Below are 14576 nucleotides of genomic sequence, written 5' to 3' on the forward strand. Positions count from 1 at the left end.
GGAAGGTGGGGCAACAGCCCAAACAGCCTTTTAGAACCGGCCGCGCGGGCCTTTGGGGGTGGGGCCGACGCTGCCCCGACCCGCCGATCAGTCCAGGATCTCCTCGCTCTCTATGATGCCGCGGTACAGGCGCATGGTGTCCATCGAAGGATCGATGCCCAACTCGTCGGCCAGGAAGCGGCGGCAGGAGAAGTACGTCTCGAGCGCGGCCGTTCGCTGGCCCGCGCCCAACTGCGCCTCCATGAGCGTCACGTAGACGTCCTCGCGCGTCTTGTCGCGCTGCAAAGCCGCGCGGGCAAACCACAGCCCTTCGCGCACCTCCCCGGCCCCCACCAGGCGCTTCGACGCCGCCACCAGCGCGTCCACCAGCCTGTCCCGGCACTCGGCGCGGCGCCCCGCTATGGCGTCGTTGTCGCTTTCGCTCGGCAGGATGTCGTCCGAGAACCGATCGTTTATCTGGGCGAACAGGTGGGCCCATCCGCCGTAGTCCGGCCGCTCGAACAGAAGCGCGTTGCACACCTCGTCAAGCTGGAGCACGTCGCTCGACAGCAGGTTGGCGTCCACCCGCAGCCCGTGCTGCTGCCTGATGAGGTAGGGGCACGTTCCCGCCGGCGTCCTCAGGGCGCGGCGCAGCATGCTCCAGATGCCGTAGAAGTTCTTTCGGGCCGCCATCAGGTCGCTGTCGGGCCACAGCAGGCTCACCAGCTTGTCGCGGGAAAACTCGCGGCCGCGGTTGAGCACGAGCAGCGCGAGCAGGGTTTTCACCTTCTGCCTCCTGAACAGCGACGCATCGACGCGCTCGCCCCCGATGCGCACGTCAAGGCCGCCGAACAGGTTCACCGTGAGCACGGGATCGGTCTGGCGCGGCGCGGTCGGGTCGAGGACCGCGCCTTCGTAGGCGAACACATCGGGGTTCGCGACGGCCAGCGCGCGGCGGTGAGCCGCGCGCTCCCGCCCTTTCCGCTCGTACTCGCTGCGCTGGGAGCGCAGAGCCATCTCCAAGCGGCGCACCGACCGCGCGCTGGGCTCGTCGAGCGCGGGGGTGGACACCGCGCCGCGCGCGCACGCCCGCTCAAGCGACATCCCCGCCACGGCGTCGAAAAGCCCAAGCGACTCCCCGCCCGCGCCGCGCACCCGATCGCGGACGATGGCCGCCACCTCGTCGACGGCCCGGCCAGCCCCCCGCCCGGCGGCGGACGACCCTCCCTCCCGGCCGCGCGGCGGCGCCTCGGCCATCGCCAGTATCCAGGCGGCCGACTGCGTTCCCGCGCGCCCGCATGCGCCGCCGTCGTGGCGCCCAAGCCAAACCCGGGCGGCCTCCGCGCACGACGCGTCGAGCGCGCGGCGCACCTCCATCGCCGCCTCGAAGGAGCGCCTGTCCACGCCCGGCACCCCGAAGCGCTCCGGCCCCTCCTGATCGAGCGCCGCCGCTATGGAGGGGGCCAGCTTCAGCGCCCGGGCGCGCTCGGCGCCCTCCGCGCAGCAGGCCAAGACGACGACCCCGGCCGCCCGGGCCGACGCGGGCGCCGCATGCGCCCCGGCCGCCCTGCGCGCCGCCTCGCACGCGGCCAGGCGGCTTCCCAAAAGCGCCCGGCGGCACGCCTCGGTCGCCTCGAGCAGGGCCGCGCCCGCGCCGCGCTCGCCGTTGAGGGACGCGTACACCTCGCACGCGGGGACCAAACACGCGCTGTCCACCAGCTGAAACCCGCGTTCGGCCAGCCACTCCGCCCGCGCGGCGCGACCGGCCAGCAGGCGGGCCGCGTCGCAGGCCCGGGCCGGCTTGCCGCGTGCGGCCAGCGCGTCGGCCGCCCTCACCGCCAAGGCGTCGCCGTCCGGAAAGGAGGAGCGCTGCGCCATCGCGCCCAGCCGACCGCCGAACGCGTCGGCAAGCTCCCCCACGGAGAACGCCGGCGCCCGAAAGCGGCCGCTTTGCCGATCGATGCCCAGGTACGGGTACTGCTCGGCCAAAAGCGCCACCGACTCCCCATCGAGCGGGACGAAGGGATCCAGGTCCTCGAGCGTCCCCTCCTCCAGGACCATCATGACAAACAGCGACAGCAGCAAATCGGCGGGAAGCTCCTCGCATGCGGCGGCCTCGAGGAACGAGATGCGCTCCTCGGCCCCTCCCCACGCAAGCGCCGCCACCCTGCGGGCCGCGGGGGCGCGCGAAGCCGGATCGGATTCGCGCTCGGCCGCCGTGCGCAGGACGTCGACCTCGGCGTCGGAAAGCAGCAGGTCTGCGGACCCCAGCTTGACGCGGTCGAGGTGCCGGTGGAAGGCGTCGCGCGCCGGCACGCACGTGACCAGGACCTCGCAGCCCCGCTCGAGCATCCGGTCCATCTCGCCCGACAGGCGCTCGACGCGCTCGGGGTCGAGCGCCGGAACGTCCTCGATCACCGCCAGGAAGGGCGCCTCCTCCTTCTCCAGAAGCGTCGAGGCTATGCGCCCGGCGTCAAGGTCGCGCAGAAAGCACGGGCTTTTCGCATCGATCCAGAACACGCGCTCGAAACGGAAGACGGTCTCGGCGTATTCGGCGGCGACGGCCGACTTGCCGAAGCCGTCGGGGGCGACGACGAAGCGGGGCACGTGACGCTCCCTCAAAAGCTTCGCGATGAGGTCGGGGCGCGGGATATGGCGCCGGACGGCAAGGTGTTGCGGACGATGCCCCCGGCACAGCGACTTGGTGAGGAAATCTGGCATGCCTATCACTCCCATCTATTAGGGAGGGACGCGGCAATCCGAAAGGGTCACCTAGCGTATCACCGGGCGCAGACGTCCGCAAGCCGACATCGGTTCGCATTTCGCACGCGCTCCGCCCGCCGGCGGAGCCGAGGGGCGTCAGCCGCGCCCGAGCAGCTTGGCGATGCGGTCGGAGTACTCCAAGTTGGACAGCCCCGCCTCCGCCGCCAAGTCCACCACCGGCGCGTCGTTCCACAGCGCCTCCAGACGGTAGTACTCGCGGGTGTCGGGCTGGAACACGTGCACGACGAAATTGCCGTAGTCCAGAAGCGACCACGACCCGTCCTTGGTGACCTCCCGATGGAGCGGCTTGACGCCGGCCCGCGTGCGCTCGGCCTCCTCCACCTCGTCCACAATGGCCTCCACCTGGCGGTTGTTCGCCGCCGTGGCGATGACGAAGTAGTCCGTCACCCCTATGAGGTCGCGCACCTCCTGCACCATGATGTCGGTCGCCTTCTTCTCGTCCGCCGCCTGAGCGGCGATGATCGCGCACTCGCGGGACGTGGCCTCGCGGGCCTGCTCGTTCGGTTCGGTCACGCTTTTCCTTTCTTCGGTTTCCCTTCGGCGCCCGCGGCGCTCTTCGCGCGGGCGAGGTAATGGTTCCACACGTCGGGCGTGCGCGGGTACACCCGCTTGCGCCTCTGCACGAGGTTGAGGAAGATGTGCTGGAACGTCGCCAGGAACAGCTCCTCGAGCGTCGCGCGCCCCGCCAGGTCCCGCACGGCGTCCAACCCGCCGTAGTCGCGCCCCGGCTCGATGGCGTCGGCCACGTAGACCACCATGTCCAGATCGCCCATCCCCACATCCCCGGTGGTGTGCACCTCCACGGCGCGCAGCACGTCGGCCGGGATGGACGGATGATCCCGCGCCAGCGCCGCCGCGGCGGTGGGCCCGTGCAGGAGGGCCGGCATCTCGGCGTACGCGCCCGCGTCCGCATCGATCCCCAAATCGCGGGCGCGCTTGCGGATTCCCGCGTCGTCGTAGCCTTTGTCCCAGTCGTGGAGCAGGCCCGCCAGGCGGGCCTTCCGCTCGTCAACGCCGTAGAGGCGCGCCAGCTCCACGGCGGACTGCGCCACCCGGAGCGTGTGCTCGTAGCGCGCCGGCTTGAGCCGCTCCCGCAGCTCGGCCTTGCGCGCCTTGTAGAACGCCTCGGAAAGCGCGTCGCCCTCCCCGTTTAAGCGGCTCCCCGCCATCAGGCCCCTCCTTCCGCCGCTTGCGGGCCCGCGGACCGGTACAGCCCGTGCTCCCGCACGTAGTCGAACACGCTCTGCATGGTCAGGTACCGTATGGACCTTCCCGCCGCCACGCGTTCTCGCAGATGGCTCGAGGAGATGGCGAGCGCCGTCACCTCCAGGTGGTCGATGGAGAAGCTACCGCGCTCGGCGATGAGCGCGCGCCGCTCCTCCGAAAGCGCGTAGCCCGGCCGCGTCACCGCGATGAGGCGCGCCAGGTCGGCTATGGCGGCGCTCTCGCGCCACTGCAGGATATGGTACACCGCGTCGGCGCCGGTGATGAAGAACAGCTCCACGTTGCCGGGGTAATGGGCGCGCAGCTGCCTGAGCGTGTCCACCGTGTAGGTGTCGCCGCCGCGCTCAACCTCCACGGCGCTCACGTCGAACGCCGGGTTGCTGGCCACCGCGAGCCGGCACATCGCAAGCCGCATGCCCGCCGGCGTCACGGCGCGGTCCTTCTTGAACACCGGGTTGCCCGCGGGCACGAACAGCACGCCGTCCAGCCCGAACGCCTCGCGCGCCTGCTCGGCGCACGCCAAGTGGCCTATGTGGATGGGGTCGAACGTGCCGCCCATGATGCCCAGGCGCGCAGGGGCTCCGTCGCGGCCCAGGTCGTCGAACCTCTCGCTGATGACGGCCACCTACGCTCGCACCTGCCCGTCGCCGCGCAGAACGTACTTGTACGACGTGAGCGCCTCGAGCGCGAACGGGCCGCGCGCGTGCAGCTTCTGCGTGGAGATGCCGATCTCGGCCCCCAGGCCGAACTGCCCGCCGTCGGTGAAGGCCGTGGAGGCGTTCGCGTACACGGCGGCCGCATCCACGCGGGCCAGAAACGCCTCGATGGCCTGCGCGCCCGCGGGGACCTGCGGATCGGCCACGATGGCCTCCGAATGCCTCGTGCCGTAGCGGTTCACGTGGTCGATGGCCGCATCCACGCCGTCCACGCACTTCACGGCCAACTCGGGAGCCAGGTACTCGGTGGCCCAGTCGTCCTCCTCCGCGCAATCGAAACGCACCTCGACGCCTGCACGGGCGGCGGCGTCGGCCGCCCATGCGGCGCAGTCGCGCGCTTCGTCGTCGCAGTGCAGCACCACGCCCTCGCGCGCAAGCGCCGTCATCGTCTCGGGCAAAAACGACCGCGCGATCGAGCGATCAACCAGCAGCGTCTCGGCCGCGTTGCACACGCCGAAGCGGCGGCACTTCGCGTTGAGCACGATGGCGCGCGCCTTGTCCGCATCGGCCGTCTCGTGCACGTACACGTGGCAGTTGCCCGTGCCCGTCTCGATGACCGGCACCTTGGAATGCTCCACGCAGCGGCGGATGAGCCCCGCCCCTCCCCGCGGGATGAGCACGTCGACGACCCCGTGCAGCTCCATGAGCGCGTCGGCCGCCGCGCGATCGGCGGATGACACCAGCCCGACGCACCCCCGCGGCATGCCGGCGGCCGTCGCGGCGTCGTGCAGCACGCGCGCTATCGCCTCGTTCGAGGCGGCCGCCATGCTCCCGCCGCGCAGGACGGCGGCGTTGCCGGACTTCAGGCAGATGCCCGCCGCGTCCGCCGTGACGTTCGGGCGCGCCTCGTACACCACGGCCACCACGCCGAGCGGCACGCTGACGCGCGAAAGCGCGATGCCGTTTTCGAGCACGCGCTCCTCCCGCACGCGCCCGACCGGGTCGGGCAGCGCGGCCAAGTCCTCCAGCGCCGACGCCATGCCCTCGATGCGGCCCGCATCCAGCATCAGGCGGTCGAGCAGGCTGTCCGCCGTGCCCTTCGCGCGCGCCGCCTCCATGTCGCGCGCGTTGGCCGCCACGATGGAGCCCGCCTGCGCGCGCAGCGCCGCCGCCATGGCCCGCAGGGCCTCGTCGCGCTCGTGCGCGCTCGTCTGCGCCAGCTTCGCGCTGGCGGCCCGCGCCGCCTCGGCCACCGCGCGGACCTCCGCCTTCACGTCACCCACGAAACACCTCCTTCATCGTCCCGCCATTGTACACGACCGGCGGCGCGCCCGCGACCGCGCCGCGCGCGCGAACCCGCCGAAGCCGGCGAGGGCGCCAAAACCTCTCACTCGAACACCACCAGCTCGTCCCGATGCACAAGGGGCCGCTCGGCAAGGCTTGCCAGCAGGCGGTTCGCCTTAAGCTCATCGCGCGTGCGCCCGATGGCCAGCGCCGCCTCGTCGCTTGAGAACGCCGTCTTGCCGCGCGCGAACAGGTGCCCGGCCCCGTCTTTGATGTCCACGATGTCGCCCGCGTCGAAGCGCCCCTCAACCGACCGGACGCCCACGGACAGAAGCGAGCTGCCGCGCCGCTTAAGGGCGTCCTTTGCGCCCTCGTCCACCGCAAGCGCGCCCCGCGCCGCGTCGCCAAGGGCGATCCACAGCTTCTTCGGCGTGATCTCGTGGGGCTTTTCCGCGGCCACGAACCGCGTTCCCACGTCCAGCCCCGCCGCCGCGTCCACTATGGCGTCCTCGCGGCGCCCATGGCACACGACCATCGGAATGCCCGCCACCATGAGCACGCGCGCGGCCTTGATCTTGGTGATCATGCCCCCCGACCCCACGGTGGTGCCCGCCCCGCCGGCGGCCGCCATGATGTCGGGGCCGATGCCCTCCACGCACGGGATGAGCCGCGCGTCGGGATGCAGGTTCGGGTTGGCGTCGTAGAGGCCCTCGATGTCCGACAGGATGACCAGCAGGTCGGCGTCGATGAGGCAGGCCGTCAAGGCGGCCAGCGTGTCGTTGTCGCCGAAGCGGATCTGCTCCACCGACACCGTGTCGTTCTCGTTGACGATGGGCACCACGCCCAAGTCCAGCAGGCGCAAAAGCGTGTCGCGCGCATGCAGGTACGCGCGGCGGTCGGCGGTGTCGCGGCGCGTGAGCAGCACGGTGGACGTGACGATGCCGTGCGGCGCGAACGCCTCCGCATAGGCCGTGGAGAGCGCGCTTTGCCCCACCGAGGCCGCAGCCTGGAGGCTGGGCATGTCGGCGGGCCTTCTGCGTATGCCGAGGGCCTCAAGGCCGCACGCGATGGCCGCCGAGGTCACGATGACGGGGCGCCACCCCGCATCGCGCACCCGTGCCACCTGGTCGGCAAGACCCCGCAGGTAGGCGTAGTCGATGGAGCTTTCGGACGTGGTGAGCGTGGAGGAGCCTATCTTGACGACCAGGCGCCGCCCGCGCCCCGAACAGGCCCCTCCCGCCGGATGCGCAGCCGGCGTCACAGGTCCAGCTCCTCGAACGCGTCGGCCGCCGATCGGCCCGACTCGAACGCGAACGCGCGGCCCAAGATGCGTATCTCGTCGCCGTCCCTCGCGCCCGCGCGCTCGAGCGCCTGGTCCACCCCCAGGCGCTTCAGGCGGTGCTGCAAAAACAGCACGGCCTCCTCGTTCTCCCAGTCGGTCTGCACCACCATGCGCTCCACCTGCGGACCCTCCACGCAAAACGCGCCGCCGCCAAGCGGGCGCACCTCGAAGCGCTTGTCGCGCGCCTCGCGCCGAAGCTCCCACACGTGCTCGTAGCGCGCGTCGGCCTCCGCCGCCTGGCGGGCCTCCTCGCGCAGATCGCGCACCTTGCGGGCGATGGCCGCCTTCAAGCCGTCCACGCCCTCGCCCGTGAGCGCGCTCACGCGGTAAAGCCGCGGGTCCACCGGGCTTGGGGCGAACTCGTCGCCGCCCGCTGCGGCCACGGAGTCGGCCCGCACGCGCTCGGCCAGCCGCTCGCACGCCTCCTCCGTGCCGGGCACGTCTATCTTGTTGGCCACCACGATGCGGGGGCGCCGCGCCAGCTCGTCGGCGTACAGCGCCAGCTCCCGGTTGATCACCTCGTAGTCCGCCAGCGGGTCGCGCCCCTCCCAGTCGCCCGTCAGGTCCACCACGTGCACGATGAGCGCCGTTCGCTCGATGTGCCGGAGAAACTCATGCCCTAAGCCGCGCCCCTCGTGCGCGCCCTCGATGAGCCCGGGGACGTCGGCCACCACGAAGCCGTAGTCGCCCGAGCGCGCCACGCCGAGGTTCGGCACGAGCGTGGTGAACGGATAGTCGGCTATCTTCGGACGCGCCGCGCTCATCTTGGCGATGAGCGATGACTTGCCCGCGCTCGGCATGCCCACGAGCGCCGCGTCGGCCATGAGCTTCATCTCCAGCTCGATCCACCGCTCCTGGGCAGGCTCCCCCAGCTCGGCGAACGCAGGCGCGCGGCGCATGGACGTGACGAAGTGGATGTTGCCGCGCCCGCCCATGCCGCCCTCGGCCACGACGACGCGCTCGCCGTCACGCGTCAGGTCGGCTATAAGCTCGCCCGCCTCCTTCTCCTCTTCGAAGTACTCGCGCACCACCGTGCCCACGGGCACTTTCAAGACCAGGTCCTCCCCCGTGGCGCCGTGCATGCGGGAGCCTTTGCCGTGCGTGCCGCGCTGGGCCTTGAAGTGGTGCTTGAAACGGTACTCGATGAGCGAGGACAGGCCCGCGTCGGCCTCGACCACGACGTTGCCGCCGTGCCCGCCGTCGCCGCCGTCCGGCCCGCCCTTGGGCACGTGGGCCTCGCGGCGAAACGACATGCACCCGGCGCCGCCGTCGCCGCCCTTCACCTGTATGCGCACTTTGTCGATAAACACGGGGGTCTCCTCGCATCCCGTCCCGCAGCGCGCCCTGCGCGCGGCCGCGGGTCGGCGGTCGTCTGACACGCCTGATCGTATACGAAAAGTGCCCCCTGTCAACCAGGGGGCACCGTTCAACGCGGAAACGTCGCGCCTTCGCAGCGAATTGTCTTACGCCTCGGGGCGGACGTGAACCCTGCGCTTGACGCCGCGCGTGAACTCCAGCGTGCCGTCGCACAGGGCGAACAGCGTGTCGTCCTTGCCGCGGCCGACGTTGTCGCCCGGATGGAACTTCGTGCCGCGCTGGCGGACGATGACGTTGCCCGTCCTCACGGTCTGGCCGGCGAACATCTTCACGCCCAGGCGCTTGGCGCGGGAGTCGCGGCCGTTGCGGGTGGATCCGAGACCTTTCTTATGAGCCATGGTGCTCCCTCCTTGCGCTTTACTCGGCGTCCTCGGACGCGGGCTTGTCGGCGGCCTTCTTGGCGGCGGCGGGCTTCTTGGCCGCGCCCACCGACTCTATCTCGACGCGCGTCAGGTGCTGACGATGTCCGCGCAGCTTCTTGTAGTTCTTGCGCTTCTTGAACTTGAAGACCAGCTGCTTCTCGCCCTTGAACTGCTCCAGGACGATGGCCGTGACCTTCGTTGCGGCCGCCTTGGCGGGATCGGCCTCCACCTTCTTGCCGTCGACGACGCAGATGGTCTGAAGCTCCACCTTGTCTCCCACGGCGGCGTCAAGCTTCTCGATGTTCAGCTTGTCGCCCGGGGCGACCTTGTACTGCTTGCCGCCCGTTTTCACAATTGCGTACATGAGTGTCTCCTTGAACGAAATAGACGCAAGGCGATATCTTAGCAGCGCGACCGTAGCAAGTCAACGAACTTCCGTATGCACAGTCTCCGCGTATCATCGCACTCTTCCTACGCCATGCCCGTTTGGGCACAACGTTTGTATGATAGCACACATCTTAGCCACTCGCGGCGGCGTGGTGTGGATTTTTTCAGGATGCGAAGCGCTTTGCGCGCCACGCACCCCCCGCCCGCAAGAAACCGCCGGTTGGCGCAGCCCTAATGCGCCTGCGCCCACGTGGCGCCGAAGGACACGTCGGCCACCAGGGGGACGCGCAGGCTGGCCGCGCCCTCCATGACCTCCTTCACCATGGCCGAGAGGCGCTCCGCCTCGTCGGCCGGAACGCTGAAGTCCAGCTCGTCGTGCACCTGCAAAAGCAGCTTCGCGCGAAAGCCTCCCTCTTTGAGGCGCCGCTGCACCTCCACCATGGCCAGCTTGATGATGTCGGCCGCGCTGCCCTGCATGGGATGGTTCATGGCGGTGCGCTCGCCGAAGCCGCGCTGGTTGGCGTTGCCCGCGCGCAGCTCGGGGATGTGGCGCTTGCGGCCGAACATGGTCTCGGCGTAGCCCTTCTCCTTCGCGGCGGCCACCGTGTCGTCCAGGTAGGCCCGCACGCCCGGATACGCCTCGAAATAGCGGTCGATCATCTCCTTGGCCTCCCCGAAGGGGATTCCCAGGCTCTGCGACAGCCCGAACGCCTGCTGGCCGTACACGATGCCGAAGTTCACGGCCTTCGCGCGGCTGCGCAGCTCGGGCGTGACCTCGTCCACCGCAAGCCCGAACACGCGCGCCGCCGTGGCCGCGTGGAAGTCGGCCCCCGAGCAGAAGGCCGCCACCAGATGCTCGTCGCCCGACAGGTGCGCGAGCAGCCTCAGCTCTATCTGCGAATAGTCTGCGGACAAAAAGAGGCTGCCCTCCTCAAGCGGCACGAAGCACTCCCTGATCTGGCGGCCGAACTCGGTGCGCACCGGGATGTTTTGCAGGTTGGGATCCGACGACGACAGGCGGCCGGTGGTGGTGACCGTCTCGTTGAAGCTGGTGTGCACGCGTCCGTCCTCGGCGCGCATGCGCGGCAGCGCGTCTATGTAGGTGGACTTCACCTTCGCAAGCTCGCGGTAGCGCAGCACCAGGTCGGGAAGCTCGTGAACCTTCGCCAGCTCCTTGAGGACGCCGGCGTCGGTGGAGTAGCCGCGCTGGTTCTTCTTGAGGGGGGTGAGGCCCAAAACGTCGAACAGGATGCGGGAGAGCTGCTTGGGGGAGTCCAGGTTGAACTCCTCCCCCGCCATAGCGAAGATGCGCCCGCGCAAATCGTCAAGCTCCACCTGCGTGCTGGCGCCAAGCTCCGCCAGGCGGTCGCAGTCCACCGCCGCGCCGGTGCGCTCCATGACGGCGAGCACCGCCACCAGGGGCAGGTCGATGTCGAAGTACGCGCGGCGGCTGCCGTCCCGCTCGATGGCCTCGGTGAGCGGCCCCACCAGCGCGCGCGCCGCCGCGGCGCGAACGGCGGCCAGGCCGGCGTCGTCCTTCGCCTCGGGCAGCGTCCCGCCGCAGTAGGCGTCCAAGAGCGCGTCGTAGGAGTACTCGGCCACCGACGAGTTCAGCACGTAGCCGGCAAGCCCCAGGTCGAAGGCGCGCATGGACATGAGGTCGCTATCGTCCACCAGGGCCTTTCGCGCGGTGTCGGCGGGATAGACGCGATGCATGTCGGCCTTGACGTCGAGCGAGGCGAACGTCCCCGCGCGCACCACGCGCGCGAACGCGGCCAAGCCGGCGTCGTCGGAGAACACGGCGGTCCCCTCCCCCGTGCTGACGGCGCAATGCAGCCCGGCGCTGAACAGCGACGCCTGCTCCGGCTCCACGAACGCCACGCCCAGCGCCTCGCCGCGGGCGATGGCCGCGTCCACAAGCGCGTCCGCCTCAGGGCCCAAAACCACCGGCTCCACCGCCAGCGCGGCGGGCTTTTTCACCGGCTCCCGCCCCACCAGCTTGAGCACGCGGGACAGGTGCGCGTTGAACCGCACCTTCCCGAACGCCTCGGTCACGGCATCGGGGTTAAACGACGGGAAGCTGCACGCCTCCAGATCGAGCGGGAAGTCCAGATCGCGCACGATGGTGGCCACCTTCCGGCTCAGAAACGCCATGTCCTTGTTCTCGACGATGCGCTCCTTCTGCTTGCCCTTGAGCTCGTCCACGTGCTCGTAGATGCCCTCGAGGCTGCCGTAGGCCTGCAAAAGCTTGGCGGCCCCTTTGTCGCCGATGCCGGGAACGCCGGGGATGTTGTCGGAGGAGTCGCCCTTGAGGCCCAAAAAGTCGATGAACTGATCGGGGCGCACGCCGTAGCGCTCCTCCACCTCGGCCGGGCCGTAGATGGCCACGTCGGTGATGCCCTTTTTCGTGGTGACGATGCGCGTTTTGTCCGTGGCCAGCTGGTAGGCGTCCTTGTCGCCGGTGACGAGCAGCGTCTCGAAGCCCAGCTCCTCGTCGCGCGCGGCGATGGTGCCCAGCACGTCGTCGCCCTCCCAGCCCTTCACGCGCACCACCGGCACGTTCATGGCCGAAAGCAGCTCCTCGATGATGGGGAACTGCACCTTCAGGTCCTCGTCCATGGGCGGGCGCTGCGCTTTGTACTGCTCAAGCGCCTCCATGCGGAAAGCAGGACGGCCCGCGTCGAAGGCGCAGACGAGCGCGTCGGGGCCTGCGATGTCAATGAACTTGAGCAGCATGGCGACGAACCCGAACACGGCGTTGGTGGGCGTGCCGTCGGGGGCGTTCATGGTGGGCGGCACCGCATGGTAGGCGCGGTGCATGAGGGAGTTTCCGTCGATCACGGCAATCTTTTTGGGCATGGGGTCCTCCGTCGCTGGGTGTTCCGGACGCCTAGTATAGCCTCCCCGGCGCAAACGGGCCGGCGCCGCCCTCCGGAAACAGAGAATCCCCTTGCGCGGCGCGCCTCGCTCGGCGACGCGCCCCTTCGCGAGGGGCGCCTCAGGCCCCTATGCGCTCCACAGGTAGCCGACGCCGCGGACCGTCTCCAGATGCTGGGCCAGGTCGGGCCCCAGCTTGGCCCGCACGCGGCGCACGTGCACGTCCACGGTGCGCGAGCCGCCGTAATAGTCGAAGCCCCACACCCGCCTCAGAAGCGCGTCGCGCGAGTAGGTGCGCCCGGGATGGGTGACCAGAAACGCCAGGAGCGCGTACTCCAAATAGGTGAAGTCGACCGGCGCGCCGCCCACCGTCACCTGGTAGGTGGCCAGGTTCACCGCCATGTCGTCCACGATGAGCAGATCGGACGCCGATCCCTCGTTGCCCGGCCACAGAAGCTGCCGGATGCGCGCCGCGCACTCGCCCTCGCCGGCTCCGTGCACCACGAAGTCGCTTTTCACCTGCACGGGCAAACGGAACTCCCCCAACCGGTCCTCGTCCACGATGATCAGCAAAGACGCCGCCGCGCCCTCCCGCATGAGCGACTCTGCCCGGGCGATGTCGGCCAACGCGTCGCCGCGCGCCTCGTAGATGACCAGATCGCACGAAGGATGCCGCGAGAGAAGCCGCTCGAACTGCGCCGACGACCCCGCCGCCACCTCCACGTCCAAGCCCGAGAGGACCTGTTGGAACTTGTGCGCGTTGTCCAGGCTGTCGGCCACGAAGATGACGCTCTTCCTCATAACGGACCCCTCCGCCCTCTCCCGCTCCCCATGCTAGAGCACCGCCAGGTACCGGTCGAGCTCCCACGGGGACACCTGCGCCTGGTAGTCGTTCCACTCGGTGCGCTTGGCGGCCACCAGGTAGCCATGGATGTGCTCGCCCAGCGTCTCGCGCATAAGCGTCGAGCCCGCGAACAGCTCCACCGCCTCGCCCAGGCTCTCGGGAAGCGTCCGCACGCCCCGCTCGCGCAGCTGCTGCCGAGAAAGCGAGAACAAATCCTCGTCCTCGACCGGCGCGGGAAGCTCAAGCTCCTCCTCGATGCCCGCCAGCCCCGCCGCCAGCATGGCCGCGAACGCCAGGTAGGGGTTCGCGGCGGGGTCGGGGCTGCGCAGCTCCAGACGGCACGCCATCTCGCTTGAAGGACGGTACCCCGGCACCCGCACCAGCGTGGAGCGGTTGCTGCGCGCCCAAGCCAGGTGGATGGGCGCCTCGCCGCCGGCCGTCAGGCGCTTGTAGGAGTTCACGTACTGGTTGGTGACCGCGCAGAACTCGGGGGCGTACTTCAAAAGGCCCGCCAGGTAGCTTTTCGCCACCCGGGACAGATGGTAGCCCTGCGGGTCGTCCGGATCGAAGAAGGCGTTGTTGCCCTCCAGGTCGAACAAGCTTTGGTGCACGTGCATGCCGCTGCCCGGCTCGCAGGCGATGGGCTTGGGCATGAAGGAGGCGTACACGCCGTGCTTCATGGCTATCTCCTTGACCACCAGCTTGTAGGTCATCACGGCGTCGGCCATGGACAGCGCGTCGGTGAAGCGGAGGTCTATCTCGTGCTGGGAGGGGCCGTTCTCGTGGTGTGAGTACTCCACGGGAATGCCCATCTTCTCCAGCGTGAGCACCGTGTCGCGGCGCAGATCGGACGCGTAGTCGAGGCTCGTGAGGTCGAAGTAGCCGCCGCGGTCGAGCACCTCGGTGCCCTCGGCGTCTTTGAAATAGTAGTACTCAAGCTCCGGCCCCACGTTGAACGCGAAGCCCATGTCGCGCGCCTTGTCCACCGTGCGCGCCAGGACATGGCGCGGATCGCCCTCGAACGGAGTTCCGTCGGGCGTGCGGATGCTGCAGAACATGCGGCCGACCGCGTTGGACTCCGGACGCCACGGCAGCACCTGGAAGGTGGAGGCGTCGGGATAGGCCAGCATGTCGGATTCCTGCGTGCGGCAAAACCCCTCGATGCAGCTGCCGTCGAAGCCCATGCCGTCGGCGAAGGCGTCCTCCAGCTCGCTGGGGATGACGGCGAACGACTTCATGGTGCCCAGCACGTCGGTGAACCAAAACCGGACGAAGTGAACGTCGCGGCTTTTGATGGTCTTCAGGACGAAATCCTGCTCGGGGTTCGCGGTCATGCGCCGTCCTCTTTCCTCGCGCGCCGCCCAAAGGGCGCCGTTTGCGTTCGCTTTCCGGCTCTCTATTATAGCGCGGGATGTTTCCGATTCGTTACGCCCCGCGCGCCGACCCGGCGACGCGGGCGC

General features: G+C 69.6%; 12 protein-coding genes. All 12 read right to left on the reverse strand.

What is annotated here, in order from left to right:
* Window positions 1-87 precede the first annotated feature (87 nt).
* The 12 genes from ACWKY3_RS11115 to glnA all read right to left on the reverse strand — a co-directional run bounded on the left by ACWKY3_RS11115 (window position 88) and on the right by glnA (window position 14450).
* On the reverse strand, window positions 88-2700 hold the full coding sequence (locus ACWKY3_RS11115) for an AfsR/SARP family transcriptional regulator (protein WP_449316470.1): 2613 nt from the start codon (window positions 2698-2700) through the stop codon (window positions 88-90).
* 138 nt (window positions 2701-2838) lie between these two features.
* Window positions 2839-3276, reverse strand: coding sequence for a ribosome silencing factor (rsfS, locus tag ACWKY3_RS11120; RefSeq protein ID WP_449316471.1), 438 nt, complete (start codon window positions 3274-3276; stop codon window positions 2839-2841).
* On the reverse strand, window positions 3273-3932 hold the full coding sequence (gene yqeK / locus ACWKY3_RS11125) for a bis(5'-nucleosyl)-tetraphosphatase (symmetrical) YqeK (RefSeq protein ID WP_449316472.1): 660 nt from the start codon (window positions 3930-3932) through the stop codon (window positions 3273-3275). The genes rsfS and yqeK overlap by 4 nt, the downstream gene beginning before the upstream one ends.
* Entirely contained in the window at window positions 3932-4612 is a 681-nt protein-coding gene (gene nadD, locus ACWKY3_RS11130; protein WP_449316473.1) for a nicotinate-nucleotide adenylyltransferase, read from the reverse strand. Before nadD ends, yqeK begins: the two co-directional genes overlap by 1 nt.
* Window positions 4613-5926 (reverse strand): glutamate-5-semialdehyde dehydrogenase, encoded by a 1314-nt coding sequence (locus ACWKY3_RS11135; protein WP_449316474.1) that lies wholly within the window; start codon window positions 5924-5926, stop codon window positions 4613-4615.
* A gap of 104 nt (window positions 5927-6030) precedes the next feature.
* Window positions 6031-7188 (reverse strand): glutamate 5-kinase, encoded by a 1158-nt coding sequence (proB, locus tag ACWKY3_RS11140; protein ID WP_449316475.1) that lies wholly within the window; start codon window positions 7186-7188, stop codon window positions 6031-6033.
* Window positions 7185-8579, reverse strand: a complete 1395-nt coding sequence (gene obgE / locus ACWKY3_RS11145) for a GTPase ObgE (RefSeq protein ID WP_449316476.1) — start codon at window positions 8577-8579, stop codon at window positions 7185-7187. The genes proB and obgE overlap by 4 nt, the downstream gene beginning before the upstream one ends.
* Window positions 8580-8732: 153 nt before the next feature.
* On the reverse strand, window positions 8733-8984 hold the full coding sequence (rpmA, locus tag ACWKY3_RS11150) for a 50S ribosomal protein L27 (RefSeq protein WP_449316477.1): 252 nt from the start codon (window positions 8982-8984) through the stop codon (window positions 8733-8735).
* Between the two features lie 19 nt (window positions 8985-9003).
* Entirely contained in the window at window positions 9004-9372 is a 369-nt protein-coding gene (rplU, locus tag ACWKY3_RS11155) for a 50S ribosomal protein L21 (protein WP_449316478.1), read from the reverse strand.
* A gap of 254 nt (window positions 9373-9626) precedes the next feature.
* Entirely contained in the window at window positions 9627-12254 is a 2628-nt protein-coding gene (gene polA / locus ACWKY3_RS11160) for a DNA polymerase I (protein WP_449316479.1), read from the reverse strand.
* A 147-nt stretch (window positions 12255-12401) separates the two neighbouring features.
* A complete protein-coding gene (locus ACWKY3_RS11165) occupies window positions 12402-13073 on the reverse strand; it encodes a winged helix-turn-helix domain-containing protein (protein ID WP_449316480.1) in 672 nt (223 codons plus the stop codon).
* A 33-nt stretch (window positions 13074-13106) separates the two neighbouring features.
* Window positions 13107-14450 (reverse strand): type I glutamate--ammonia ligase, encoded by a 1344-nt coding sequence (gene glnA, locus ACWKY3_RS11170; protein WP_449316481.1) that lies wholly within the window; start codon window positions 14448-14450, stop codon window positions 13107-13109.
* Window positions 14451-14576: the final 126 nt, after the last annotated feature.

The organism is Rubneribacter sp. (assembly GCF_965361815.1).

Bases quoted from the DNA above. Each gene is read 5' to 3' on its own strand.
- ACWKY3_RS11115 (WP_449316470.1), bottom strand. From the start codon at position 2,700: ATGCCAGATTTCCTCACCAAGTCGCTGTGCCGGGGGCATCGTCCGCAA.
- yqeK (WP_449316472.1), bottom strand. From the start codon at position 3,932: ATGGCGGGGAGCCGCTTAAACGGGGAGGGCGACGCGCTTTCCGAGGCG.
- rpmA (WP_449316477.1), bottom strand. From the start codon at position 8,984: ATGGCTCATAAGAAAGGTCTCGGATCCACCCGCAACGGCCGCGACTCC.
- rplU (WP_449316478.1), bottom strand. From the start codon at position 9,372: ATGTACGCAATTGTGAAAACGGGCGGCAAGCAGTACAAGGTCGCCCCG.
- polA (WP_449316479.1), bottom strand. From the start codon at position 12,254: ATGCCCAAAAAGATTGCCGTGATCGACGGAAACTCCCTCATGCACCGC.
- ACWKY3_RS11165 (WP_449316480.1), bottom strand. From the start codon at position 13,073: ATGAGGAAGAGCGTCATCTTCGTGGCCGACAGCCTGGACAACGCGCAC.
- glnA (WP_449316481.1), bottom strand. From the start codon at position 14,450: ATGACCGCGAACCCCGAGCAGGATTTCGTCCTGAAGACCATCAAAAGC.